The following is a 24,175-nucleotide window of genomic DNA, read 5'->3' on the forward strand; positions in this document are numbered from 1 at the left end:
GTTCGTCCGAGACGACCCACGGCCGCGACTCCCTTTTCCCCACGGCAAGACCAACGAGGAACCACGCCGACAGTCACATGATCAACAACTTCTGTCAGGACCTCTAAGAGGGAATCTCCGACTGAAACCTTGACGATCTTAGAGAGACACCGCAGCCACATGACCCATCAACTGTCCTGCACAGCAACCACTTACCCAGCGACACACGGAAGACAGAGACACAACCATCGCCGCGCTAATGCGGTGGTCGCATGGGGGGAAACATGTAGCCGGCAGGACCCCCGCCCGGCCGTTGGCGTGGCCCAGAGATGACACCGCGCGGGCCGAGCAGGGGGCCCGCGCGATGTACCTGTCTGTGGACGTTTTGACCGCGCCACCGCGCGGTACGACCTGATCGACGTACGGACGGTGCTGCGGAGGCGCAGGGCGGGGCGGGTGAGGGTGGGACGACTGCGCGGCGCGGTCCTGGTGACGCTGACCGTCACCTCAGCCTTCGTGGCGACCCTGCTCGCCCTGTCCGTGAACGCCGGCCCTGCGCGGCACCGAGATCATCCGCGTTCCCCTCGCCGACGCCACGGCGCAGACCAAGCTGGTGGATCCGTCGCTGTATGACGAGTTCGAGGTGTTCTTCGGCTGAGCATCCGCGTCGTCAGCCGGCGTACAGTACGACCGCCACCGGGCAGCGGGCGTGGTGCAGTACGGCGTGAGTTACCGGCCCCAGTCGGCCCTCGGCCGCCCCCGGGCCGGTACGGCGGCCCACGACCAGCAGGCCCCCTACCCGAGACGCGTTCAGGAGCGCCTGCGCAGGGTGGAGCAGGACCACATCGGCGTGGACCGTCACCTCCGGATGCTTCTCCTGCCGCGTGCGCAGGGCATCGGACAGATGCAGGACCTCCTGGTCCTCCCAGGTGGCGCGGTCCTCCTCGGTCACGAACAGCGTCTGGGTGGAGAGGCGTGCACGAGACGCAGCGGAACGCCGTGCAGGGCAGCTTCCCGCGCCGCCCAGTCGGCTGCGGCCAGACTGTGTGCGGATCCGTCGATACCTGCCAGCACAGGGTGCCTCATCGCGTCCTCCTTCGCCCGCCGAGCAGCTCCGCAGGCGCGTCCCGCGACCCTTTTGCCCTTTCTTCCACTGTTCCACGGCGGGCTCCTGAGGTCCCGGCGAAAGGAGCCGTCCGCCAGGGCGCCACCGAGCAGGAGGCGGTCGAGGCGATCGTGGTCGGGATCCTGATGAACGGTGGGTCGGGAACGTGATCGTGTTGCGTGTGGTGGGTTCACAATCCAGCAGATCAGCACCCTGCTGGGCGGCCCGCCAGGCGGAGCTGACCGACGTGGAGCTGCCGGTGGTGCACGCCTGGCGGGCTGGTCGTCGGCAGCCACGGGCACGTTTCCAGGGTTGTTCATCGGCTCGGTCAGCCATCACCGTTTCCAGCACAGCTCCTGCCCGGCACTCGTTCACCCGCACCGCCGGCCGCCGACGTTGCTGCTCTCCTTCCAACTCCCGGGCGACACGATGGGCTTTGCCGCGCGGGATGGCGAAGCCAGCACCCGTGCGGCCGGACCGGTCCCTATGAGGGCCGTTCGACCTCAGTGAGGGCCCAACCGGCTCTGCCGAGCGATCGCGCCGCACCGCATGTTGGACAGTGAACCCGCGAGTCGGCCGTACGAACATCGTCGAGCTCGCCCTCGGGGGCGGCTGCAACGCGGTCGCCAGCACGCTGGGGGTGCTCGGGGCCGTGTCGCGGCGCTACGCGCACAAGATCCCTTTCATCGTGAAGCTCAACCACAACGAGCTGCTGACCTACCCGAACCACTACGACCAGATCATGTTCGGCCAGGTCGAACAGTGCTTCGACCTCGGCGCCGTCGGGATCGGCGCCACGGTCTAATTCGGCTCGGAGCAGTCGGACCGCCAGTTGCAGGAGGTCAGCGAGGTCTTCGCGCGGGCCCACGAACTGGGCATGTTCACGGTGCTGTGGTGCTATCTGCGCAACTCGGCGTTCAAGAAGGACGGCGTGGACTACTCGGCGTCGGCCGACCTCACCGGCCAGGCCAATCACCTCGGTGTGACCATCGAGGCCGACATCGTCAAGCAGAAGCAGGCGGAGAACAACGGCGGCTATCACGCGCTGGACTTCGGCATGACCGACCAGCTCCTGTACGACAGGCTCACCACGGACCACCCGATCGACCTCACCCGCTGGCAGGTGGCCAACTGCTACATGGGCCGCGTCGGGCTGATCAACAGCGGGGGTGCATCGTCCGGCCAGGGGGACCTCGCGCAGGCCGTCCGGACCGCAGTGATCAACAAGCGGGCCGGCGGCACCGGCCTCATCACCGGCCGCAAAGCCCTCCAACGGCCGACTGGCGAAGGCATCGCACTCCTCCACGCCGTCCAGGACGTCTACCTCGACGACAGCATCACCATCGCCTGACGGAGACACTAGGGAGTTTGAAGTGGGCGCTGAGCTGGTTTCCCCCCGCCGAAGGCCATTCACCTCCACCTCATCACACAGGGCCTACTTGCACGCAGGGTCTACTTGCCCGATTGCAGCGGCGCCCGGTGGGCGTGGTCGGGGTGATCTCCCCGAGGCGGGGCAGAGCGTCGGCCTGGTCGCGTGACATCGGTTTCGCGCGGCACCGAGCCTGACAGGGGGTACGGGGAACGGACTCGGCGATCTGATGTTCACCGCTGTCGCCCGCGCCCTGTTCCTGTGCATTCTGCCCGTCGTCGGCGGCGCCATATACGTTCGGCGAGACACTGTCGATCTCGGTCCCTGAGGGCCGCACACCCGCACGGGCGGGATCAGCCGGGTTCCTGGCCGAAGTCGGCTGCGGGCAGGACCAGGCGGAAGGTGCAGCCGCGGCCGGGGTCCGTGTCGAGTTCGAGGCGGCCGCCGTGGCCCTCGGCGATGGTCGCCGCGATGGCCAGGCCGAGGCCGCTGCCGCCGTGGATGCGGGAGCGGGCGGGATCAGCGCGGTAGAAGCGCTCGAAGACGAGCTTGGCGTCGACGGGTTCGAGGCCCGGCCCTTCGTCCGCCACCTCGATCACACTGATCGGCAGGCCCTGCGGCAGGGGCGGTGAAGCGGTGGTGCGTCCGGGCCGGTCCGTGCCGCCGGTTCCGGGACCCGCCTCGGTCGTGCCGACACGAACATGGACTCGGGTGCCCGGCGGAGTGTGGATGCGGGCGTTGGAAAGCAGGTTCTCCACGATCTGCTGCAACCGGTGCGGGTCGCCGACGGTCTCCGCAACGTCGAGTTCCTCGGCTCCGGTGGGATCGGCCGGGGTGTGCAGCGGGCCGAGGTCGACGGGGTGGGACTCGCTGTGGACGGCGGCGGCGCTGACGACGTCCGCCGCAAGGGACAACAGGTCAACCCGCTCTCTGCGGTAGGAAGGTTCTTTGTCCAGGGTTGCGAGCAACTGAAGGTCGTCGACGAGCAGACTCATGCGTTCCGCGTTCTGTGCGATGAACCGGTTGGCCTCGTTTCGTTCGAGGGCCGAACGCGGTTCCGGGCGGAGGGCAAGTTGGGCATAGCCCTGGATGGCGGTGAGCGGAGTGCGCAGCTCGTGCCCGGCGTCGGCAACGAACCGACGAAGGCGGGCCTCCGAGGCCTCCCGGGCCAGCAGAGCCTTCTGCAGGCGGTCGAGCATGGAGTTCAGGACCCGGCCGAGTCGTCCGATCTCCGTACCCGCATCGGTGTCGGGCAGCCGTAGATCGAGCCGGCCCGCGGTGATGTCCTGTGCCGTCCGTTCCATTCTGGTCAGGGGCAGCAGCCCCAGACGAACCACCCACCGGCCCAGAGCGATCAGGGCGACGATCGTGACGGCGAGCAGCACGGCGTTCAGCCACAGGAGCTTCGATGTGGCGCCGTCGACGGTGTCGAGCGGAAGCGTGACCACCGCGCTCATGCCGTCCGGACCAGGATTCAGCAGCACCCGCCAACGGCCGTCCCCACTGACGGCGGGCACGGTCTCGGGGTGCCCGTCCCGCAGCCCGAGGTCCTCCGCGTGATCGGCCAAGTGGGGTCCTGACTTGGTCTCGGAGCCCAGGGAGTCGTTCAGGCGGAGCCCGGAGGAGTCGTAGAAGTAGATGTGGAAGTCCGAAGGAAGCACGTCCGGGCGTTCTGCCGCGTCCGGGAGCCTGCCTTGAAGCGCGTCGTAATAGGCGGGCGCCGGTGGATGGAACTCGACGAGCTGCTCGTCGACGCGGTCCAGCAGCCAGGAGCGAAGCACCACGTAGCCGATCGCCTGGGAGGTCAGGACTGCCGCGGTGGCGAGCAGGGCGGCGCCGAGGATGAGGCGCCGTCTCACCGACTTGGGCGGCCGGGGCAGGAACCGGGTCACTGGTCCGGCGTCCCTGCGTGGTCGCGGGGAAGCCTGAGGCAGTAGCCGACGCCGCGCACGGTGTGGATCAGTGGCGGCTCGAAGCAGTCGATCTTCCTGCGCAGGTACCTGACGTACGTTTCGATGATCCGGGAGTCACCCGCGAAGTCGTAGCTCCAGACGTGGTCAAGGATCTGGAGCTTGCTCACCACCTGGCCCGCGTTCGACAGGAGGTAGGCCAGGAGCTTGAACTCCGTTGGCGACAGGGCGATGTACTGCCCTGCGCGGTGCACCTCGTGGGCTCCCTCGTCGAGTTCGAGGCCGGCGTAGCGCAGAACGCCGTGCGCCGACTGCCATTCGGCGGTCGGCGCCGTGCGACGCAGAATGGCCTCGATGCGCAGCAGCACCTCCTCGATATTGAAGGGTTTGGCAACGTAGTCGTCCCCGCCGGCACTGAGGCCGGTGATGCGATCGTCGGTGCCGGTGCGGGCGGTCAGGAACAGGATCGGACAGTCGTTGCCAGCCGCCCGCAGCCTGCGGGTCACCTCGAAGCCGTCCAGGTCGGGCAGCATCACGTCCAGCAGCACCAGATGCGGTTGAAGGCGTTCGACCTCCAGGAGGGCCGCCCGTCCGGTGTCGGTGCTGCTCACCTCGTATCCGGTCAGGCGAAGCGTTGCCTCCAGCAGGGTGCGAATGCTGGGCTCGTCCTCGACCACGAGGAGCCGATGTCGCGGCCGCGCGGCTGCGGGCTGCTCGGTCATGCGTCTCCTGGTCCGTTCTGCCGTGTCGCGACCGTCGTTCGGGCGTCGGTTACTTGCCGGCGCAGTCGTAGAGCACGTTGCCTCCCCCGAATCCCATCGCACCGCCGCCGTTGTTCTGTGACGACGTGCCGGAGGTGCCGCCGTATCCCGACGCCGGAACCTTGGTGCAGTGGTCGGCGATCCAGTCGGAGCGCTGCTTGGTGTATCCGCCGGACAGGCCCGGCGTGCCACCGCCGTTCGTGTCGGAGCCCAGGATGTAGCGTAGTTCGCCGCCCTTGGTCCATTTCTCCAACTGGGCCACCGACGGCGAGTTGTCGCTGTTGGTGAAGCCGCCCATGGCGATGACGGTTTCGTCGGTGCCCAGGATGAAGGCGCTGGCGTTGAGGGCGCCGCCCTCGACGGCGAGCTTGATGCGTGCGTCGGGTGCGTGCTCGACGGCGTACTGGATGATCTTGCGCTGCTCGGTGGTGAGTTCCCCATTACCGAAGCCGCCGCCCCCACCAGGGGCCCTTCCCGAGCCGGCACCCGGGAACGAGGGTGTGCCGCGGTCGTTCGAGCCCGCTTCCCCGGGTGCACCGGGCATACCGTTCGCTCCCCCTGTGGGCATGCCGGAAGGGACTCCGCCGGTCGGGGGCTCACCGGTCTGTCCCGAAGAGGCGTCACCGCCGGGGAGGCCCGGCATGTTCGACGGCATCCCGGACGGCATGCTGCCCGAGGGAGGCTCTCCACCGTTCGAACTCTGCCGGGAAATTCCACCGCCGAATCCGAGCGTCGGCGGACCGGCCGTCGGGTTGGAGCCACCCATACTGGTCGAGCCGGGTACGGTCACCGCCCAGGCTCCCGGCGCCAGCAGAACCGATGCGACCGCGGCGCAACCGGCAACCGTCCACAGTCGGCTACGGCGTCGTGACAGCACCAGCAGGACGACCGCGGCGCTTCCGACCAGCAGCACGGGCCACACCAGCCAGCCGTTCCAGTCGGGCTCACGGCGGACCAGCACCACGGCCCAGGCCACGCTCACCACGACCGCGGCCACGCCGACCAGAGGCGCCCAGCGCAGGCCGGCGCGGTGGACGCGGATGAGGGCAGCCATCAGTCCGCCGCACAGGGCGGCGATCGCCGGGGCGAGCTGAGTGGTGTAGTAGGGGTGGAAGATGCCCTTCTGGGTCGAGAACACGGCCCCGCAGACCACCAGCCAGGTTCCCCACAGCAGCCAGCCGGATGCCGGCAGTACGGCGGAGTCGGGCAGTCCGCCGCGTCGGCGCAGCACCACACCGACGACGGCGACGGCCAGGGCCAGCGCGCAGACCGGCAGCAGCCAGCTGATCTGACCGCCCACCTGTGCCTCGAACAGCCGGCCCAGGCCGGACTGACCGCCGAATCCCCCGGCGAATCCGCCCATCGTCTGGGATGCTCCGTCGCTGGAGCCGAAGACCCTCCCCAGCCCGTTGTAGCCGATCACGAGGTCCCAGGCCGAGCCGTCCTTGCTGCCTCCGATGTAGGGGCGGTCACCCGGCCACAGGGCGACCATGGCGACCCACCACAGAGAGGACGCCGCCAGGATGGCTCCCGCGCCCAGCAGACGCCGCACTCGCGGTATCCAGGGGCCGCTTCCTCCCACGAGCCAGGCGAGGGCGAACGCGGGGATGACCATCCAGGCGGCGAGCATTTTGGTGAGGAATCCGCACCCGATCAGAAAGCCGCTCGCGCACAGCCACCAGGTCGCGGCCCGGCCCGCGGCCTGCAGGGCACGGGTGAGCGCGTACGCCGCCGACACCAGCAGCAGGACCAGCAGTGTGTCCGGGTTGTTGTCCCGGTTGATGGCCACGGTGATGGGGGTCAGGGTGAGCACGAGAGCCGCGATCAGCGCTGCTCCCTCCCCCGCCCAGCGGCGCACGGTGCGGTGCAGCACCAGCACCCCGGCCACGCCTTCGAGGAGTTGCGGCAGGATCAGCGCCCAGCCGTGCGTCCCGAAGATCTTGCTGCTGATCACCTGCGGCCACAGCGCGGCCGGGGGCTTGTCGACCGTGATCACGCCCGCCGGATCGAAGGAGCCGAAGAGGAAGTTGGTCCAGCTCTTCCCCATCGACTTCACTGCCGCCGAGTAGTAGCTGTTGCCCCACCCCAGGGAGCCCAGTGCCCAGCCGTACAGGACGGCCGCGAGCACGAGGACGGCTCCGAGCGCCGCGGGTGCCGCCCAGGTGGGGAGCGAACGGACGGACGTACTCGTGTGCCTCCCCTCGTGTGCCGATGCCGCCGGGGCGGGCCTGATGTGCGCGGAGTTGCTCATGTCGGGATTCGCTCTCATCAACGGGTACGGCTACGGGAGTCGGCGAAGACGGCCAGCCGCAGCACAGCGAAGCGCACACAGGTGACCGCGACGGACGCCGTGGCGAGGACCGCGGTCTCCGCGGCCGGTGTGGCACCGGGATCGAGCCACTTGAACCACAGCACCGCCGCGGAGGTGACCAGATAGCCGAGGACGAACAGACCTCCGGCACCGAGGTGCGCACGTGCGGGCGAGGTGCTGGAGTACCGGAAGGTGAGGCGGCGGTTCGCCTCGGTGTTGAGGACGGTGAGGGCCAACAGCGAGATCAGGTTGGCGACGGCCGGAGACCACCAACCGCGCAACAGCCAATACAACAAGGCCTGTCCGACCGTGGAGACGACACCGATCGCGAGGAAACAGCCAACCTCCCACGACAGCACTCCGCGTCGTGCGGAGGGGGGGGCGAGGACGGCGTCGGGGTGTTCGGCGGCCGGCTCGGGGCGCGTCCGCACCTCGACTCGGGCGTCACCGGATGCCTTGAGCCTCGCCATGCGCCACAGGCCCCGCAGGTCTTCCCTGGCGGTGCTCGCCACATCCACCCTGGTGTCGACGTCCTCGACCCAATCGACCGGGACCTCGTGGATACGCAGTCCGTTGTGCTCGGCCAGCAGGAGAAGCTCGGTGTCGAAGAACCACGCGTCGTCGCGGGTCACTTCCAGCAGCGGCCGGAGCACATCCGTGCGGGCCGCCTTGAATCCGCACTGTGCGTCGGTGAAGCGGACTCCGTGGGTGAGCCGGATGATGCCGTTGTAGCAGCGGGAGATGAACTCGCGGCGTGGCCCGCGCACCGTGCGTGCGCCGGAAGCCAGCCGGGAGCCGATCGCGAGGTCCGAGTGACCGCTGGCCAGGGGAGCGACCAGCGGGAGCAGTCCGTCGAGGCCGGTGGAGAGGTCCACGTCCATGTACGCCACGATGTCCGCGTCGCTGGCGCCCCAGACGGTGCGCAGCGCGAGTCCGCGGCCCTTGCGGTCCAGGTGGACGACGCCGACGCCGGGCAGTTCGTCCGCGAGGCGGCGGGCGGTGGCGAGGGTTTCGTCGGTGCTGGCGTTGTCGGCGACAGTGATCCGCCAGGGGAAGGGGAAGCCCTGGGACAGGCGGGCGTGGAGCGTGCGCAGACACCCGGGCAGGGCTCGTTCCTCGTTGTAGACCGGAACGACGATGTCCACCGTCGCGGTACCGGCATGTGGGAGAAGCGAACGCTCGACGGGCTGGAAAGGGGCGGGACGCTCCACGCGGGCGGCGAGTTCGGTGAGGTGGGGGGTGGGAGTCATGGCTTCCTCAGGCATGAGGGGACGGCAGACTGCGGCTCACAGGCCCTTGTCCAGGGCCGCGGCCTCACTGTTGCCGTCCCGCCTGTGGGGGTCGGGGGAGAATACCGAGAACTGACGGGGAGTCAGATCAATGGCCGAAAGTGCTCCCACGATTCAGCGGGAGCACGACCGCAGCAGGGTGTTCCGTAGCGCGATGACGGTGGCGACGACGTCGAAGAGCAGTTGCGAGGGTGTTCGCCTTCTGCGTCAACGCGCCCGTCGACGCGGCGGTTCATCGTCAGGCCGCGTGGTCACGTTGTTCCGTCGGCACCGGCCCCCGACCAAGATCCGGACCCTTCCCGGGCCGAGAAGCCGCTCCCCGCTTCGACTGAGGCTGTTTCCGCTGGTCAACGGCCTACCAACCCGGTACCACCAGCAGACGAAGAAGGTGCGCGTCGCGGGTGGAGGGCGTGAGGAACGCAACCGGGTCCTCGCCGAGAATCTCCCCGAGCTGTTCCAGCACGACGTCGGTGAAGGCGATCCTGTCGTTTTGCGCGGCGAACCTCGCCGTGACAAAGAACGGTACGACGCGTACTGCGGGCGGCGGGTGCAGCGCGAACCACGCCATGAGCGCGGTCTTCCCGGCCCAGGCCCCCGCCTGCCACCACACGTAGGGTGTCCCCTCGTCGGCGGTGCAGAACGCGGCCAGCTGCCGGAGCTCCGCCTCGCGGCCCACCAGGGTTTCCGGGGCGATGCGTCGCACCTGCTCGCGGTAGCCAGAGCGCACTGCCGACTGACGGCCGACGCGCACGTCGCCGTAGACGATGCCGCTATTGGCCACCGCTCCGACCCGGGCGTCGGCGGCTCCAGTGCCAGACGCCTTCAAGGACGTCCTGCGAGTTCCGCGTCACGTGTCCGCGCCCGGTGTGTCGCGGTACTGTCCCGGCGGATGCCCGTCCTCGTTCACCGTCCTGTCCCCAAGGTTGTGCCCGCACCCGGAATCGGCTCGCGAATTAGGGCAGCGTCGTCAGTTTCCGTCAGGTCCAGACTCAGGAACATGTCGGCGAGGGCGCGAAGCGTCCCAAGCACGCACCGGACCAGATCGTCGAGGAGCCCGGGCCAGTCACCCAGCTCCAACGCCCGTGCCATCAACTGCCTGCCCTGCGCAGCCGGGACGCGGTGCGAGAGCCCGGCTAGTGCGCTGGCGCGCCAGTCGGGCAGCGGTATGCGTTCCGCAGCGGCGAGGGCCGAGCGCAGGTCTCCGGTGAGGGCCGTCGCCCTCGCCAAAAGCGTCAGCGACCTGGACCGGTATTGACTGTCGGCACACGGCAATCGGGCGGCCCGGTGGGCCCACACCGTGAAGCCGGGCTCTCCGAGCCGCGCCGCGGCGTTGACGAGTCCGTCGACGGCGAACGCTCGCCAGAATGGATCGGTGATGCCGCGTGACAGGTCCTCGGCGGCCTCGAAGCGGCGGCTCCAAGCCAGTGCCTTCGCCGCGGAACACACAATCGTGTCGCGGCATTCCCTGCCCCCACTCGCCCGAGCCAGTTCCTGCACGGGGCCCGTATTTCAATAAGTGCTCGGCAGAGGGGTGTTGGTGGGGGTCTGAGATGTGACTCCGTGTCTGTCAGGCCGCGTTGCAGCTTGTGCTCTGCGGGCCAAGTTCGATCAGATCCTGCCGCACTTCGATGAGCGTCGCCGTCGGTTGTACTTGGCCAGTGAGGCGACGGCTCTCGGCCACGGCGGGATCGTCCGGGTCGCCGCTGCCTCTGGCATCAGCACTGCAACCATCGCTCGAGGCATGGCCGAGTTAGCCGGTTGCCCCTCACCGACCCTGCGGGTCCGGGCTCCAGGTGCGGGCCGCAAGCGGCTGACTGACACCGACCCTGGTCTGCTGCCCGCGCTGGAGTCGCTGATCGAGCCGCACACCCGAGGCGACCCCGTCTCCCCGTTGCGGTGGACCACGCTGTCGTTACGGGCCGTGGCCTCGACCCTCACTGCACAGGGCCACCCGGCCAGCGCTTCAACCCTCGGACACCTGCTGCACACCCTGGGCTACAGCCTGCAGGGAACCGCGAAGACAACAGAGGGCATCAGCCATCCGGACCGCGATGCCCAGTTCACCCACCTCAATGCCACCGCCGCCGCGTTCCTCAACGATGCCCAGCCGGTGATCAGCGTCGACACCAAGGCCAAGGAGTGGCTCGGCAACCGGGACCGGCCCGGTCGTACCTGGCGACCGGGCAAGAACGCGATCAAGGTGGACTGCCACACGTTCACCACCAACGACCAGCCCATGGCGATCCCTTACGGGATCTACGACATTGCCAACAACAGCGGATGGGTCAACGTCGGCACCGACCACGACACCGCCGAGTTCGCGGTGGAGTCCATCCGACGCTGGTGGCAGCACCGCGGACGGGCGGACCACCCGAATGCCACCCGGCTCCTGATCACCGCCGACTCCGGCGGCTCCAACGACCCCCGCCGCTGGACCTGGAAAAGCAACCTTGCCACTTTCGCACGAGAGAGCGGCCTGGAGATCACGGTCTGTCACCTACCGCCGGGGACGTCGAAGTGGAACAAGATAGAGCACCGGATGTTCTGTCACATCACCGCGAACTGGCGGGGGCGGCCGCTGACCAGCTACCAGATCGTCCTCGAGACCATCGCCGCCACAACCACCCAGACCGGCCTGACCATCGGGGCCGAACTGGACACAGGCAGCTATGACCTCGGCATCAGCGTCACACCCGCCGAGTCCCACGCCCTTCGGATCACACCCAACACCTTCCATGGTGACTGGAACTACACACTGTTTCCCGTTCCACCGCGAGCGCCAGACGCGCCGGCAACGACACACCGGCCCGACTCGGCCCTGACCGCGATGCTCACCGACCCGGCCCTGACCGGCATGTCACGAACCGCGTTCGAGCAACTGGTGGCGGACTCGGAGCCTTTCTGGGACGCCTTGGCCGAGACAGCATTCCAGCGACGCTTCCACCGCCCGCGCAGCTACCGCCACCCACAGACCAGCAGCGTGGACCACACCTACCGACTCCTGGCAGCCATCCTCCGCCGCCGCAGAGCGGTGACCATGACGTTCCTGGCCCAACTACTGGGCGTCAACCGCACCAACCTGTCCATCCAGTACCAGGACGCAAAACGACTCCTGGACCTTCACCGGATCCTCGTCACGCCCATACCCGGATCGCCCGCCCGCACATTGGAACAGCTACACGCCCGAACAACCCCCGCAGAACCCGTCGCTGACAGTTATTGAAATACGGGCCCCCAGCCGCACCGAGAACTGCCAGATCGGCGTGTTCGCCGCCTACGCCTCAGACAGGGGCCGCGCGCTGGTGGACCTGGAGCTGTATCTGCCCAAGTCCTGGACGGGTGATCCGGACCGCTGCCGCGCGGCCAGGATTCCAGAGGACCGCGGGTTCGCGACCAAGGGAGAGCTCGCCCGGCGCGTGGTGCTGAGGGCCCTGGCCTCCGCTCTGCCGATCGCCTGGGTCACCGCCGATTCCGCCTACGGCCAGGAGTGGGGATTCCGTCGTTTCCTGGAGGAATCCGGTGTCGGCTATGTGCTCGCCGTCCCGAAATCGCAGCAGGTCAAGTCACTGGCCGGGATCTGGCGCATCGATCAGCTCATCGGCGAAGCGCCCGATGACGCCTGGCAGCGCCTGTCGGCCGGCGACGGCGCCAAGGGCCCGCGCGTCTACGACTGGGCCGCGGCCCAACTGCCCGTCATCGACTTCTTCGACGGCGCGGAGCCCACTCATCACCGGTGGGTACTGGCCCGCCGCGGCCTCAAACGCCCCGACGAGATCGCCTACTACCTGTGCTACGCGCCGGCCGGCACCACGGTCGCGGAACTGGTCCGCATCGCCGGGTCCCGCTGGGCGATCGAGGAGTGCTTCCAGGCCGCGAAGAACGAGTGCGGCCTGGACGAGTACGAGGTCCGCCGTTATCCGGGCTGGTATCGGCACATCACCCTGGCCATGCTCGCGCACGCCTTCCTCGCCGCAATGGCCGCCGCGGCGATCGAAAAGGGGGCCGAAGAAACGGTTCAGGCCTCCTCGCGCCCCTCTCCGTGGCAGAAATCCGAAGGCTCCTGGCAGCTTGCCATTCCCACTCAACACCCCACCCGCATAAGCGAGTTCAGGCGCTGAGCTGGTCGAGTTGGCGACGCCGCCATCAGGCCGTCGCCCGGCACTGCCACTACCGCCGCCGAGCCTGCACACATTTCGTATCCGCTGAACCGTCCCCTGGCGGAGCATCAGGCCCCTACACTCAGAATCAGGCTCCTGACCAGCAGGAATAGCGAAACGCTGCTGGAGTATTAGGTGGTCAGTGGCCGGATTCGAGTCGTTCCTTCAGGGCCTTGCCGTACCTCGCGAAGTTCTTCTCCATTTGGGCCCGATTGGGCTCCACGATTTCCGCGGCGGCTGGGCCGGTGAACTCCTCGGTTTCCGTGTAGCGCGTTGCGCCGCCATGCGGCTCGGGGACGTAGGAATGCTGCCCTATGACGACGCCAGGGACGCCGCCCTCCAAGGTAAGCCGGTGCGGTGCCTCGTAGTGCAGGACCGTGAAGTCATACTCCCCGTCCATCTCGGATCCGTTCGACAGACGGGCCCGCAGCACGGTTCCGGGCCGGACTTCGGTGGGCACATCGACGAAGCTGAGGTCGGGGTGCCACTGTGCGTATCCGGCGAAGTCGGTCAGGACCTTCCACACCTCCTCGGGTGAAGCGGCAATGTCGGTGACCGCGCTGATGACAGGATTGTTTTCCATATTTCTCAGACCTCCATACGGATTTCGAGAATGATCTTGGGTGCGGGATGCCGCCATGCCGCTCGACGGCGGTGACGGTGAGTCTGCCTATGGTGGTGTTCATCGCCGCCAGGGCGGCGCAGCACTCGGCCAGGAAGACCTCGCCCATCTGCCGTCTCTACCGCCATCGCCCATGTGGAGAGGCGCGTGGGCGTCCCGCTGCTGGAGCGCACCATGCGGAAGGTGATGCTGACCGCCGAGACGAACCTGCGCCGACTGCGGCAGGCCCTCCAGCTGTACGAGGAGGCCCTCCGGCAACTCGCCATCGAGAACGCCGTCCTGCGGCAGGGCGCCACGGTTGTCGCGCTATCCGGTCGTGCGCGTCCGGGCTCGGCGGCCTGGAGTTGATGTGCCTCTGTTGGCCTGGTTCATCCTTGTCAGGACCTGATGCGTGCCTGTTCCAGGGCCGTGCGGATCCCCTTGGCGTCGGCTGGCTTTCCCGGGTCCTGAGACCAGGGCAGTCGGGGGTCCGATAGGTAGGGGAGGACGTAGGCGGGGCTGCCGTCCTGGATGCGCCAGCTCTCCGACATGGTGCCGGCGTCGGCGGTGTCGTAGCCGAGGCGGTCGAGCAGGGCGGTGACGGACTTCTTGGCTGCGGCGTCGTCGCCGGCGATGGGGAGCACGCTGCGGTCGGGGGATCCGGCGGGACGGGCGAGGGCGATGAGGTGTTCGAAGTAGATGGTGTTGAACGTCTTGACCGTCCGCGCGCCCGGCACGTACCGCTGGAACAGCTCTCCTGCCGTCAGGCTGCCCGTCTCCAGTTCGGCGATGACGCCGTCCCGTCGGCGGTAATAGTTGTTCGTATCGATGACGATCTTCCCCGCGAGGGCATCGGCGGGCAGGTGGGGCACGGCGCTGAAGGGGACTGCGACGAGTGTCCAGTCGCCTGCCGCGGCGGCCTCCGCCGCAGTGGCCGCACGTGCCCGGGGGCCGAGTCGGTGGGTGAGGCCACGCAGTGTCTGGGGACCGCGCGAGTTGCTGAGCACCACGTCGATCCCCGCGTCGACGGCCAGGCGCGCGACCGCGCCGCCGATCATGCCGCTTCCGATGATGCCGAGCGTGTTGTTCATCGCTGTTCCTTCGGGGTCTGCGTTCTCGAGTACACCCACGCCCGCAGACCGTGTGGTCTGCGGGCCCGGAAGTGTTCCGGTGCGCGGACGAGTGTGCGGTGTATGGGCTGCGCTAGCTAGGTGGTCAGTGGCCGGATTCGAGTCGCTCTTTCAGGGCCCTGCCGTAGCTCGCGGAGTTCTTCTCCATTTGGGCCCGGTTGGGCTCCACGGTTTCCACGGCGGCCGGGCCGGTGAAAGTCTCGGATTCCGTGTAGCGCGTTCCGTTGTCATGGGGGTCGAGGAGGAAGGAATGGTCCCCGGTGACGACTCCGGGAATGCCGCCCTCCCAGGCCAGCCGTCGCGGTGCCTCGTAGTGCAGGACCGTGAAGTCATAGTCCCCGTCGATCTCCGATCCGGTCGACAGACGGGCCCGCAGCACGGTTCCGGGCCGGACTTCGGTGGGCACATCGACGAAGCTGAGGTCGGGGTGCCACTGTGCGTATCCGGTGAAGTCGGTCAGGACCTTCCACACCTCTTCAGGTGAAGCGGCGATGTCGGTGACCGTGCTGATAACGGGATTGGTGTCCATATTTCTCAGACCTCCGTACGGTTTTCGATAATGATCTTTCCGTGGGTGTGGCCGCCCGCCAGCAGTTGCTGGGCCTGTGCCGCCTGGTCGAGGGGGAATGCCCGGTCGACGTGGACGGTGAGCTTGCCCTCCTCGGCGAGCTCCACCAGCCGGGTCAGGTCGTCGCCGTCGAGGTGGACGAAGACATCGATGGCGCCCGGGTACTCGGCGGCGGACAGGGTGATGGAAGCGACCCGCGCCCCGAGGGCGGCGATCGCGTGCGTACTGGCGAGGGAGCCGCGTCCCGCGGTGTCGAGGATCGAGTCGACTCCGTCCGGGGCGATCTTGCGCACCTGTTCGACGAGCTCGTCGCCGTAGCGTACGGGCGTCGCGCCGAGGGAGTCGATGAACGCCTGACTGGCCTCGGAGCCGGTCCCGAGCACCCGTGCGCCCCGCGCTGCGGCGATCTGGACGGCGAGGTGTCCCACCCCGCCCGCCGCCCCGTGGACCAGCACGGTGTCGCCGGCGGTCACCTCAAGGCTGTGCACGATCGCCTGGTAGGCGGTGAGTCCGGCGAGCGGCAGCCCGGCGGCCTGGGCCCAGCTCAGGTTCCTGGGCTTGCGCGCGAGCTGGCGCGGTTCGGCCGAGATCTTCTCCGCGTAGGTGCCGTAGTGCATGGCCTTGTCGCGGACGAAGCCGATCACCTCGTCGCCCGGCCGGAATCCCGTCGTCGCGGCTCCGGCCTGCTCGATGACCCCCGCCAGGTCCCACCCGGGGGTCACGGGGAAGAGGGAGTCCACGAGGGGATCCGGGGCACCGCTCTGGAATCCCAGATCCGCAGGGTTGAGGGCGGCGGCCTCGATTCTCACCAGGACGAGATCGGAGAACATCTTCGGATCCGGAACATCGACGACCTCAAGGACCTCGGGTCCGCCGAAGCTCTGGTACTGAACGGCTTTCACAGCTCTGCCTTTCCTGTTGCGTGCGGGTCGGCACGGCGCAAGCACCTCATCCGGCCGGGGCGCGGGGCGCACAACCAAGCTGACCAGGACGGCTATGGCGGAGCAATGACTGTCTGGGCATCAGGTAATACCCTGGGAGCATGAATCAACTGGAGACCCGGGAGCTCACCTACTTCGTGGCCGTGGCCGAGACACTGCATTTCAGCCAGGCCGCGGAGCAGCTGGGCATCACACAGCCGCCCCTGTCCCGGGCCATCGCCCAGCTGGAGCGGCGCGTGGGTGTCCCGCTGCTGGAACGCACCACGCGGAAGGTGACGCTGACTGCCGCCGGCGAGGTCTTTCTGGCCGAGTGCCGCACGATCCTGGCGGCGATGGACACCGCCGTACGCAAGGCACGCAAAGCCGCCGAGCAGCGGGTCACCATCGCGGCACGCCCCGGCTCCGGCCCTGGCGTGTTGCCCGCCCTCCTCGCCGCCGCCGGTGCGGACGGCGTGCACGCTGAGGTCGTGTTCACCTACGACGAGCTCGGCGCCCTTCGAGACGGCACCGCCGACGCCGCCCTCATGTGCCAGAGGGTTGCCACCCCCGGCCTCGAACTGATGGAGCTCGGCCCGGAAGAGCCGGTCGTCCTGCTCCCGGCGGGCCACTCCCTGGCTGAGCGCCCGTTTTTGACCCTCGCCGAGGTGGAGGCGCTGCCGGGTTACGAGGCGGAACTGCCGAACGAGGCACTGGACGTCATGGTCGACCGCGTCGCACTCGGACAACTCGTGGTCGTCCTCGGTGAAAGCGTCCGCGGCCGCTTCGGCGAATCCGTACGCGCCGTGTCCGTCCACGGATACCCGCCCACTCAACTGGTGCTGGCCTGGCTGCCGGACGCCCGCCCCGCCGCGACCCGCCTCACCACGACGGCCCACGCCGTGCTGGCGGGACGCCCACCGGGGCAGTAGGCGCTGGGAAGCGCAGACCTCAGCACGAACCGGCCGTACGCGGAAGGCGGCCGGCAAGATGCACAGCGGTCGGCAGCGCCAGTGGGCGGCGAGGCGATTCCTGAGGGGCGGCCCGCCGCGTGAGCGGCCCGGCGAGCTGGGGTTCGGCCGCTTCCACGATCCGGGCTCAGCGGATCTGTTCATGTGCCGGGGACCGCTCCGGTGACCCCATCACGCTGATACGCGCCAAGTCGGTCGCGACCGGGTCCTGCGTGACTCGTCGGTGACCTGTCCGCAGCAAGCACCCCGGTTTCGCACCCGGTGGGCCGTGCACCACATCCGCATCAGCCACCACGGATCAAGCGACAGGCGGGCCAACGGCCACGGCGTCGCTGTAGCGGCGGGCGGCGGACGGCCTCGTCAACTCGGGCCCGGTGCCGCCAGTCGCCCACTATCCGCCCACCCGCGCGACGACACGGAATCCACCGTGGACCAACAGCGTCTGCCTGCTCCCGGAGGGTCTCCCATCGGAAACGACTTGTACCTGACACTAGCGTGAGGTTCTAGCGTGGTCGCTGTTGCTGCCCTCCCAGGCATGCCTGACAGCACATTCCTACGTGAAGGTTTTCCCCCCATGCAGATCGCTAATTCCGTCGCCCTCGTCACCGGCGCGAGCCGAGGCCTCGGCCGTCATTTCGCCACCCAACTGCTGGAGCGGGGTGCGGCGAAGGTGTACGCGACCGCACGTAACCACACCGCACGGTCGGACAGAGTCAGGTCCATGGATCAGTACGTCAGGTCCAGGTGGCAGACGTCGGGGTGTGCAGTTGCTTGCTGTCGTAGCGGCCGATGCGGACGGGGTGTGCGACTCAGTGGGTGCGGAATTGGGTGCTGAGGGTGGACAGCTCCTCGACGAGCTGGCGTGGGGCCCCGGTCGCGGGGATCGACAGGTGTCGGCGCGTTATCCGCGTGAGGGCGGCCACGGCAGCGGCTTCCCAGTCGACGAACAAGTTGGGTGAGTCCGGACCGAGGTGAGCGTTGTGGGCCATAACTTGCATGCGGCCGTTGCGTACCGAAGGCCGACGACTTGGTGATGGAGTCGAGTTCCACTGGACGGAAGGCGGCACCTCGATGTCCTTGCGGCGGCGGGGTGCGCGTCGGGTGGGACCGGCCGTTCGAGACAGGTCGGCCAGGTACCTGCGCTTGTTCTCGTCCAGGTTTAGTGCCCGGGCGTCCGCTTGCAGGACGGAGGGGGACGCCAGCGTGCGCCCCTGCCGATTCCGGTTAGTAGTCGGTCTAAAGGAAGCCAACTGCGCGCGACCTCCTCGCGCCACATCCCGGGCACCAGGCGTGGGCCGTTGGTGGGCAGTCCGGCCGGCCGGGGCTGGTTCACCAGGCATACGCCTGCGGGGCTTCTCCCGGTCCCGGCCAGATGCGGTCGAGGCGTTCCATGACCTCGCCGTCGAGTTGCACGGACAACGCCCCGAGGTTGGAACGCAGTTGCCCGCTGTTCGTCGCTCTGGTGACCGTGGTGGAGACGGCAGGGTTGCGCAATACCCAGGCCAGCGCCACGTGTTCTGGCCTGGCACCCAGCTCCCGGCACAGTTCTTCATACGCTTCGAGCTGGTCGCGGTGTGCGTCGATGCGCTTCAGCATTGACGCGTCCTGGACGCGTCCCTCGGCGGCGGACTCGAGTGCGCCCGTGAGCAGGCCGGCGTGCAGCGGGCTGTAGGGGATCAGGCCGATGCCCAGGTGGCGCAGCGCGGGGACAAGCTCCATTTCCACGGCTCGTACAGCGAGGTTGTACAGGCTCTGTTCGGAGGTCAGGCCCAGGAAGTGCCGTGCGGTGGCGGCCGACTGGGCGAGGGCCACGTCCCAGCCGGCGAAGTTGCTGCTGCCGACGTAGCTGATCTTGCCCTCCCGTACCAGTTGTTCCATCGCCTGCCAGACTTCCTCCCAGGGTGTGGCCCGGTCGATGTGGTGCATCTGGTACAGGTCGATGTGATCCGTCTGGAGTCGCCGCAGGCTCGCCTCGCACGCGCGCCGGATGTGGTAGGCGGACAGTCGGCGGTCGTTCGGGCCCAGTCCCATCGGCTGGTAGGCCTTCGTGGCCAGGACGATGTCGTCGCGGCGACCGCTGCGCTTCAGCCACCGGCCGATGGTCTCCTCCGAGACGCCGTAGCCTTTCTCCATGTCCGCTGTTTGCGGACCGCCGTAGACGTCGGCGGTGTCGAAGAGGTTGATGCCCATGTCGATCGCGGTGTCCATGACCGCGAAACTGGTCGATTCGTCCACGGTGTAACCGAAGTCCATCGTGCCGAGGCCGATCCGGCTGACCAGCAGACCGGAGCGGCCCAGGTGGCTGTATCTCATCTCGTCACTCATCTGCTTACTGTCCTTTCGTACGGGATGCCCTGATGGGGCTTCAGATGGGGACCGGCGCGGTGACGAGGGCAGAGTCTTCTCTGGTCTGCGGTGTGCGTGTCCAGACCTGATTTGACGGGCCCCGATCCGACCGCGGCGGGGTCACGGTCAGGCCAGTGGGACGCCTGTGTGGGTCTCCAGAGTTCGGATGAGGCGGGCCTGGAACTCTTCGTCCTGGCAGGCTGGGTGCGGAGGCTGCGTCTGCCGGTGGTACCAGTAGCCGCCGGTGGACGGGGTCGCCTCGTGGTGGGTGGCGAGCCACGCCTGTGTCTCATGTCCGGCGGTCAGGTCGTCCGGAGCGCCGGGGCCGCCCATCCGGGTGGGCACCCAGCCGGGGTCGACCGCGTGGCTGGAGGTTCCTTCCCACCGGGACGCGAAGGCGAGCGCGAGGGTGGTGACCCACAGTTTGCTGTCGTCGTAGGTAGCCGTTCCGGCGGCCAGCCGTCGCAGGTCGGTGGAGCCGGTCCGGTGCATGGAGCTGCTGAGGTAGATGAGCCTGGCCGGTTTGTCCAGCAGTGCGGTCAGCAGGTAGGGCGCGACGGTGTTGACAGTGCCCGCTTCGGGGGCACGCATCGTGCCGGCGTTGTGGATGATCGCGTCGAAGTGTCCGAACTCGCCGGCCTGCCGGGCGATCTCGCGGACCTGGTCCGGGTCGGCGAGGTCCCCGGTGAGTACGCCCTTCCACCGGGCGGTGTCTTCCGCACCGGTGAGGCGAGCCCGGTCGCGGACGTGTGCGACCACGTCGTGCCCGTCGTCGGCCAGTGCCTTCGCCGTGTTGTATCCGAGCCCGCTGGATGCCCCGGTCACCAGGATCAGTGCCATGTCCGTCGTCCTTCGTCGGTTGCGGTGGTGGATGCGGCGAACCGGTCGGGACGTCCGCCGCGTGCCGAGTGCCGAGGTCGTGCGGAAAGGGCCCACGGGCCACGCCTCGCCGTCGCGGGATCTGCCGGTCCGGCACGACGAAGACTGTGAAAGTGCCCAGTCTCCGGTCGCATCCGATCCGACGTTCCGGCCTCGGGGCGCCCGCCGCACCACGGCGCCCCGTTCTGACCGGCAGCCGTGCTACCGGCCCGCGTCCCCGGAGGCGGTGGACGGGTGGGCGCTGTCCTGGGAGGCCGTCCACGAGGCCAGCAGGCGCAGGGCTTCTTCGGAGGGGGAGCCGGGTTCGGCGGTGTAGATGAGGAGGGTGAGTCCGGGTTCGTCGTCCACTCCGGAGCCGTGCCAGGCCAGGGTGAGGTCGCCGACGAGCGGGTGGTTGAAGCGTTTGGTGCCGCTGCCGTGACGGCGCACGTTGTGGGAGCCCCAGCGGGTGCGGAAGGCGTCACTGCGGGTGGACAGCTCGCCCACCAGGTCGTGGAGGTCCTTGTCGTGCGGGTTACGGCCGGCCTCGGTGCGCAGGACGTCCACGGTCATGTCGGCGATGAGGTCCCAGTCCGGGTAGAAGCGGCGGGCCGCGGCGTCCAGGAACTGGAAACGGGCCATGTTCGGCGGCTGCGTGCCGCCGTCGTAGATATCGCTGAAAAAAGCGCGGGCCAGCTGGTTGGCGGCGAGCAGGTCCAGGCGGCCGTTCGTCACGAACGCGGGCCCGGCGGTGACAGCGTCAAGGGCCCACTGCAGGGTCTTGGGCGGCACCCACTGTTTACTGGCGCGCGGCCGCGGCCGGGCGAGCCGGTCGGAGCCTTCTTGTGCCTGGGCGAGATGGAGCAGGTGGGTGCGTTCGACGTCGTCGAGCTGGAGCGCACGGGCGACCGCTTCGAGCACGGCGGGTGAGACACCGGCGAGGTTGCCGCGCTCCAGCTTGCCGTAGTAGTCGACGCTGACGTCGGCCAGTGCCGCGACCTCGCTGCGGCGCAGCCCGGGCACACGGCGCCGGGAGCCGGCTGACAGCCCCACCTGCTCCGGGGTGATCTTGGCTCGCCGCGAGGTCAGGAACTCGCGGACTTCGTCACGGTTGTCCACACCCCGACCGTACGCCGCCCGCCAGACCGTAGCGATGTACTGCCAGTACATGCTTCATCAGTCACTGGCTACCCGCGCGGAACGTAGGTTTCCTGGATGACGCGGCACCCAGCCGCCCGGCCGACGGACCCGGCCGGTCCCCCGTATGCAAGGAGCAATTCCCATGCGCGGAGTCGTGATGCACGCCCCCGGCGACTTCCGGGTGGAGGAGCGTGAGGACCCGAAGATCCTGCAGCCCACTGACGCGGTCATCCGAGTGGCGGCGGCCTGTGTCTGCGGCTCGGACCTGTGGCCCTACCGCGGGGCCGAGACCTTCGATGCACGCTCCCCGATCGGCCACGAGTACGTGGGTGTCGTGGAGGAGGTCGGCAGCGCCGTCACCACCGTCAGGCCCGGCCAGTTCGTGGTCGGCGGCTTCTCCACCTCGGACAACACGTGCGAGAACTGCCGCGCCGGCTACCAGACCTCCTGTGTCCAGCGCGAGTGGATGAACGAGATGGGCGCCCAGGCGGAGCGACTGCGCGTCCCGCTCGCCGACGGCACCCTCGTCGCGACCCCGGGCACCCCGGACGAGGACCTGATCCCGAGCCTGCTGACCGCCTCCGACGTCCTGGGCACCGGCTGGTTCGCCGCCGTCGCCGCCCAGGCCGGACCGGCCAAGACGGTCGCCGTGGTCGGTGACGGCGCCGTCGGCCTGCTCGGCGTGCTGGCCGCCCGGCAGCTCGGCGCGGAGCGGGTCATCGCCATGAGCCGCCACGAGTCGAGGCAGAAGCTCGCCCTGGACTTCGGCGCCACCGACATCGTCACCGAGCGCGGCGACGCGGGCGTCGAAAAGATCAAGGAGCTGACCGGCGGCTTCGGCGCGCACTCGGTCATCGAGGCGGTCGGCACCCAGGAGTCCATGCTCCAGGCGATCCGCTCCACCCGCCCCGGCGGACACGTCGGCTATGTCGGCGTGTCCCACGACGTGACGCTGGACGGCCAGGAGCTGTTCTTCTCCCACGCCCACCTGCACGGCGGGCCGGCCCCGGTCCGCCAGTACCTGCCCCATCTGATCGACCTGATCTGGAACCGTCAGATCGACCCGGGCAAGGTCTTCGACCTCACCCTCCCCCTGGAGCAGGCCGCCGACGCCTACCAGGCGATGGATGAACGCCGCGCCATCAAGGTCCTGTTGAAGCCCTGACACCTGATCCGAACACGGTGGCCGCCCGGCCGGGAGCCGCTCCTGTGCCAGGCAGGTGGCCAGCACCTGCCCCCGGCGGGCACTGATGCGCACGCAAGGGATCCGCATCAGAGTTCCGGACACCTTCTGACCCGAACGACGAACGAGGACGACATGAGCAGTCCCTCCGACCATCCGGCCGTGGCGAGCGGCACCTTCACCATCGGTGGCGACCTGCCGGTGCACCGGCTCGGCTACGGTGCCATGCAGCTCACCGGCCCAGGCGTGTGGGGTGAGCCCGCCGACCGCGACGAGGCGATCCGGGTACTGCGCCGGGCCGTCGAGCTGGGTGTCACCTTCATCGACACCGCCGACGCGTACGGACCGTACGTCAACGAGAAGCTGATCGCCGAGGCCCTCCACCCGTACGCCGACGACGTGGTGATCGCGACGAAGGGCGCGAACACCCGGCCGTCACCGGAGGAGTGGATCCCGAACGGCCGCCCGGAGTACCTGCGCCAGTGCGTGGAAGGGAGCCTGCAGCGTCTGAACCTGGACCGGATCGACCTCTACCAGTTGCACCGGGTCGACCCGACCGTGCCGTTCGCCGAGCAGGTCGGCGCGCTCGCGCAGCTGCGGCAGGAGGGCAAGATCCGGCATGTGGGCCTGTCGGAGGTGACGGTGGAGGAACTGATGGAGGCACAGCGACACGTCCCGATCGCGTCGGTGCAGAACCTCTACAACCTCGCCGAGCGCAAGTACGAGGACGTGCTCGAACACTGCGAGCGGGAGGGCATCGCGTTCATCCCGTGGTTCCCGCTGGCGACCGGACAGCTGGCGCAGCCCGGCAGCATCCTCGCGGAGGCCGCCGACCGCCACGAGGCCACCCCGGCCCAGCTGGCGCTCGCCTGGCTCCTGCACCGCTCTCCGGTGATCCTGCCGATCCCCGGCACCTCCAAGGTCGCCCACCTGGAGGACAACGTGGCCGCGGCGACCATCTCGCTGACCGACGACGAGGTGGCACAGCTGAGCGCCCTCAGCTGACCTGCAAACGGGGCGCGCCACCTGCGCCGAAGGAAGGCGAGAGCCCACAACCCGGGGGCGGGGCAGCCCGCCTCGTCCGACGCAACCCCGGCGAACCCACGTCGGGACTCTCCGTCCCGTCACACCGACGGCGCGCAACGGCCGGTCTCCCCCACGACCGGCCGCCGCATGACGCGTCAAGGTCCTCCGGCGATGACACCCCGTGCTGTGTTGCGGCGCACGGCCCGTCCCTCTCTGAAGCGAAGGCGGATGTATGTCTGTCGAACTCCCCGAATCGGTCCCACCCCCCACCGGATCCGGCGAGCCCTCCTCGGGACCCAGCCGGCGCACCTTCATCGCCACCAGTACCGCGGTCGGTGGTGCCGTCGTCGCGGGCGGCGTGATCGGCGGGACACTCTTAGAGGTCCTAACAGAAGTTGTTGATCATGTGACTGTCGGCGTGGTTCCTCGTTGGTCTTGCCGTGGGGAAAAGGGAGTCGCGAGTCGCGGCCGTGGGTCGTCTCGGACGAACTCTGGTCGCTCATCGAGCCGTTGTTGCCCAAGCCAGGTCCGAAACTGGTCGAGGGCAGACCGCG

The 24,175-nt window shown here is 68.7% G+C and carries 18 protein-coding genes and 6 pseudogenes; 10 read left to right on the forward strand and 14 right to left on the reverse strand.

Translation table 11 applies throughout. From position 1 onward, the window contains the following. Positions 1 to 529: 529 nt before the first annotated feature. Positions 530 to 637 (forward strand): annotated as a pseudogene (locus ACZ48Z_RS42615) (6-phosphofructokinase); the annotation flags it as partial. Between the two features lie 12 nt (positions 638 to 649). On the opposite strand, the pseudogene ACZ48Z_RS42620 reads toward ACZ48Z_RS42615, so the two are convergent. Next, positions 650 to 1,404 (reverse strand): annotated as a pseudogene (locus ACZ48Z_RS42620) (universal stress protein). Between the two features lie 239 nt (positions 1,405 to 1,643). On the opposite strand from ACZ48Z_RS42620, the pseudogene ACZ48Z_RS42625 reads away from it, so the two are divergent. After that, a pseudogene (locus tag ACZ48Z_RS42625) lies at positions 1,644 to 2,435 on the forward strand (class I fructose-bisphosphate aldolase). Between the two features lie 371 nt (positions 2,436 to 2,806). Here the strand turns inward: ACZ48Z_RS42625 and ACZ48Z_RS42630 are convergent. The 6 genes from ACZ48Z_RS42630 to ACZ48Z_RS42655 all read right to left on the reverse strand — a co-directional run bounded on the left by ACZ48Z_RS42630 (position 2,807) and on the right by ACZ48Z_RS42655 (position 10,221). Next, positions 2,807 to 4,345 carry a sensor histidine kinase gene (locus ACZ48Z_RS42630; RefSeq protein WP_468741319.1) on the reverse strand — a complete coding sequence of 513 codons (1,539 nt, stop codon included), beginning with the start codon at positions 4,343 to 4,345 and terminating at the stop codon, positions 2,807 to 2,809. Beyond that, entirely contained in the window at positions 4,342 to 5,085 is a 744-nt protein-coding gene (locus ACZ48Z_RS42635; protein WP_468741320.1) for a response regulator transcription factor, read from the reverse strand. The genes ACZ48Z_RS42630 and ACZ48Z_RS42635 overlap by 4 nt, the downstream gene beginning before the upstream one ends. Before the next feature lie 49 nt (positions 5,086 to 5,134). Continuing rightward, a complete protein-coding gene (locus tag ACZ48Z_RS42640; RefSeq protein ID WP_468741321.1) occupies positions 5,135 to 7,375 on the reverse strand; it encodes an ArnT family glycosyltransferase in 2,241 nt (746 codons plus the stop codon). 17 nt (positions 7,376 to 7,392) lie between these two features. Next, positions 7,393 to 8,685 carry a bifunctional glycosyltransferase family 2/GtrA family protein gene (locus tag ACZ48Z_RS42645; protein ID WP_468741322.1) on the reverse strand — a complete coding sequence of 431 codons (1,293 nt, stop codon included), beginning with the start codon at positions 8,683 to 8,685 and terminating at the stop codon, positions 7,393 to 7,395. A 394-nt stretch (positions 8,686 to 9,079) separates the two neighbouring features. Further along, positions 9,080 to 9,505, reverse strand: coding sequence for a hypothetical protein (locus ACZ48Z_RS42650; RefSeq protein WP_468741323.1), 426 nt, complete (start codon positions 9,503 to 9,505; stop codon positions 9,080 to 9,082). Between the two features lie 122 nt (positions 9,506 to 9,627). Next, positions 9,628 to 10,221, reverse strand: a complete 594-nt coding sequence (locus tag ACZ48Z_RS42655; protein WP_468741324.1) for a hypothetical protein — start codon at positions 10,219 to 10,221, stop codon at positions 9,628 to 9,630. A 55-nt stretch (positions 10,222 to 10,276) separates the two neighbouring features. Between ACZ48Z_RS42655 and ACZ48Z_RS42660 the strand changes: the two are divergent. Beyond that, positions 10,277 to 11,957 (forward strand): annotated as a pseudogene (locus ACZ48Z_RS42660) (ISAzo13 family transposase); the annotation flags it as partial. A gap of 6 nt (positions 11,958 to 11,963) precedes the next feature. Next, positions 11,964 to 12,724 (forward strand): annotated as a pseudogene (locus tag ACZ48Z_RS42665) (IS701 family transposase); the annotation flags it as partial. A 296-nt stretch (positions 12,725 to 13,020) separates the two neighbouring features. Here the strand turns inward: ACZ48Z_RS42665 and ACZ48Z_RS42670 are convergent. Continuing rightward, a complete protein-coding gene (locus ACZ48Z_RS42670; protein ID WP_468741325.1) occupies positions 13,021 to 13,464 on the reverse strand; it encodes an SRPBCC domain-containing protein in 444 nt (147 codons plus the stop codon). Positions 13,465 to 13,620: 156 nt separating this feature from the next. Here ACZ48Z_RS42670 and ACZ48Z_RS42675 point away from each other — a divergent pair. Continuing rightward, positions 13,621 to 13,851 (forward strand): annotated as a pseudogene (locus tag ACZ48Z_RS42675) (hypothetical protein); the annotation flags it as partial. 29 nt (positions 13,852 to 13,880) lie between these two features. Here ACZ48Z_RS42675 and ACZ48Z_RS42680 read toward each other — a convergent pair. The 3 genes from ACZ48Z_RS42680 to ACZ48Z_RS42690 all read right to left on the reverse strand — a co-directional run bounded on the left by ACZ48Z_RS42680 (position 13,881) and on the right by ACZ48Z_RS42690 (position 16,082). Then, positions 13,881 to 14,573: an NADPH-dependent F420 reductase gene (locus tag ACZ48Z_RS42680; protein WP_468741326.1), complete on the reverse strand. Its 693-nt coding sequence runs from the start codon at positions 14,571 to 14,573 to the stop codon at positions 13,881 to 13,883. Positions 14,574 to 14,697: 124 nt separating this feature from the next. Continuing rightward, entirely contained in the window at positions 14,698 to 15,141 is a 444-nt protein-coding gene (locus ACZ48Z_RS42685) for an SRPBCC domain-containing protein (RefSeq protein ID WP_468741327.1), read from the reverse strand. Between the two features lie 5 nt (positions 15,142 to 15,146). After that, positions 15,147 to 16,082: an NADP-dependent oxidoreductase gene (locus ACZ48Z_RS42690; protein ID WP_468741328.1), complete on the reverse strand. Its 936-nt coding sequence runs from the start codon at positions 16,080 to 16,082 to the stop codon at positions 15,147 to 15,149. Between the two features lie 140 nt (positions 16,083 to 16,222). On the opposite strand from ACZ48Z_RS42690, the gene ACZ48Z_RS42695 reads away from it, so the two are divergent. Next, entirely contained in the window at positions 16,223 to 17,029 is an 807-nt protein-coding gene (locus ACZ48Z_RS42695) for a LysR family transcriptional regulator (RefSeq protein WP_468741329.1), read from the forward strand. Positions 17,030 to 17,642: 613 nt separating this feature from the next. Next, on the forward strand, positions 17,643 to 17,903 hold the full coding sequence (locus ACZ48Z_RS42700) for an SDR family NAD(P)-dependent oxidoreductase (RefSeq protein ID WP_468741336.1): 261 nt from the start codon (positions 17,643 to 17,645) through the stop codon (positions 17,901 to 17,903). Positions 17,904 to 18,397: 494 nt separating this feature from the next. On the opposite strand, the gene ACZ48Z_RS42705 is transcribed toward ACZ48Z_RS42700, so the two are convergent. From ACZ48Z_RS42705 to ACZ48Z_RS42715, 3 genes are all read right to left on the reverse strand, one after another. Then, positions 18,398 to 19,393 carry an aldo/keto reductase gene (locus tag ACZ48Z_RS42705; RefSeq protein ID WP_468741330.1) on the reverse strand — a complete coding sequence of 332 codons (996 nt, stop codon included), beginning with the start codon at positions 19,391 to 19,393 and terminating at the stop codon, positions 18,398 to 18,400. Positions 19,394 to 19,540: 147 nt separating this feature from the next. Next, entirely contained in the window at positions 19,541 to 20,254 is a 714-nt protein-coding gene (locus ACZ48Z_RS42710) for an SDR family NAD(P)-dependent oxidoreductase (RefSeq protein ID WP_468741331.1), read from the reverse strand. 240 nt (positions 20,255 to 20,494) lie between these two features. Further along, complete coding sequence (locus tag ACZ48Z_RS42715; protein ID WP_468741332.1) at positions 20,495 to 21,391, reverse strand: helix-turn-helix transcriptional regulator; 897 nt, start codon at positions 21,389 to 21,391, stop codon at positions 20,495 to 20,497. A gap of 163 nt (positions 21,392 to 21,554) precedes the next feature. Here ACZ48Z_RS42715 and ACZ48Z_RS42720 point away from each other — a divergent pair, with 163 nt between their 5' ends. The 3 genes from ACZ48Z_RS42720 to ACZ48Z_RS42730 form a co-directional block, all read left to right on the forward strand. Continuing rightward, positions 21,555 to 22,577, forward strand: coding sequence for a zinc-dependent alcohol dehydrogenase family protein (locus ACZ48Z_RS42720; protein WP_468741333.1), 1,023 nt, complete (start codon positions 21,555 to 21,557; stop codon positions 22,575 to 22,577). Between the two features lie 153 nt (positions 22,578 to 22,730). Then, complete coding sequence (locus ACZ48Z_RS42725; protein WP_468741334.1) at positions 22,731 to 23,600, forward strand: aldo/keto reductase; 870 nt, start codon at positions 22,731 to 22,733, stop codon at positions 23,598 to 23,600. A gap of 253 nt (positions 23,601 to 23,853) precedes the next feature. Continuing rightward, a partial coding sequence (locus tag ACZ48Z_RS42730; protein WP_468741335.1) for a twin-arginine translocation signal domain-containing protein occupies positions 23,854 to 24,175 on the forward strand: 322 nt, incomplete at its 3' end.

This window comes from Streptomyces sp. NPDC031225 (assembly GCF_055570355.1).

Coding starts and splice junctions, on each gene's coding strand:
- ACZ48Z_RS42635 (WP_468741320.1), bottom strand. CDS start 5,085: ATGACCGAGCAGCCCGCAGCCGCGCGGCCGCGACATCGGCTCCTCGTG.
- ACZ48Z_RS42640 (WP_468741321.1), bottom strand. CDS start 7,375: ATGAGCAACTCCGCGCACATCAGGCCCGCCCCGGCGGCATCGGCACAC.
- ACZ48Z_RS42645 (WP_468741322.1), bottom strand. CDS start 8,685: ATGACTCCCACCCCCCACCTCACCGAACTCGCCGCCCGCGTGGAGCGT.
- ACZ48Z_RS42670 (WP_468741325.1), bottom strand. CDS start 13,464: ATGGAAAACAATCCTGTCATCAGCGCGGTCACCGACATTGCCGCTTCA.
- ACZ48Z_RS42680 (WP_468741326.1), bottom strand. CDS start 14,573: ATGAACAACACGCTCGGCATCATCGGAAGCGGCATGATCGGCGGCGCG.
- ACZ48Z_RS42685 (WP_468741327.1), bottom strand. CDS start 15,141: ATGGACACCAATCCCGTTATCAGCACGGTCACCGACATCGCCGCTTCA.
- ACZ48Z_RS42695 (WP_468741329.1), top strand. CDS start 16,223: ATGAATCAACTGGAGACCCGGGAGCTCACCTACTTCGTGGCCGTGGCC.
- ACZ48Z_RS42700 (WP_468741336.1), top strand. CDS start 17,643: ATGCAGATCGCTAATTCCGTCGCCCTCGTCACCGGCGCGAGCCGAGGC.
- ACZ48Z_RS42705 (WP_468741330.1), bottom strand. CDS start 19,393: ATGAGTGACGAGATGAGATACAGCCACCTGGGCCGCTCCGGTCTGCTG.
- ACZ48Z_RS42710 (WP_468741331.1), bottom strand. CDS start 20,254: ATGGCACTGATCCTGGTGACCGGGGCATCCAGCGGGCTCGGATACAAC.
- ACZ48Z_RS42720 (WP_468741333.1), top strand. CDS start 21,555: ATGCGCGGAGTCGTGATGCACGCCCCCGGCGACTTCCGGGTGGAGGAG.
- ACZ48Z_RS42725 (WP_468741334.1), top strand. CDS start 22,731: ATGAGCAGTCCCTCCGACCATCCGGCCGTGGCGAGCGGCACCTTCACC.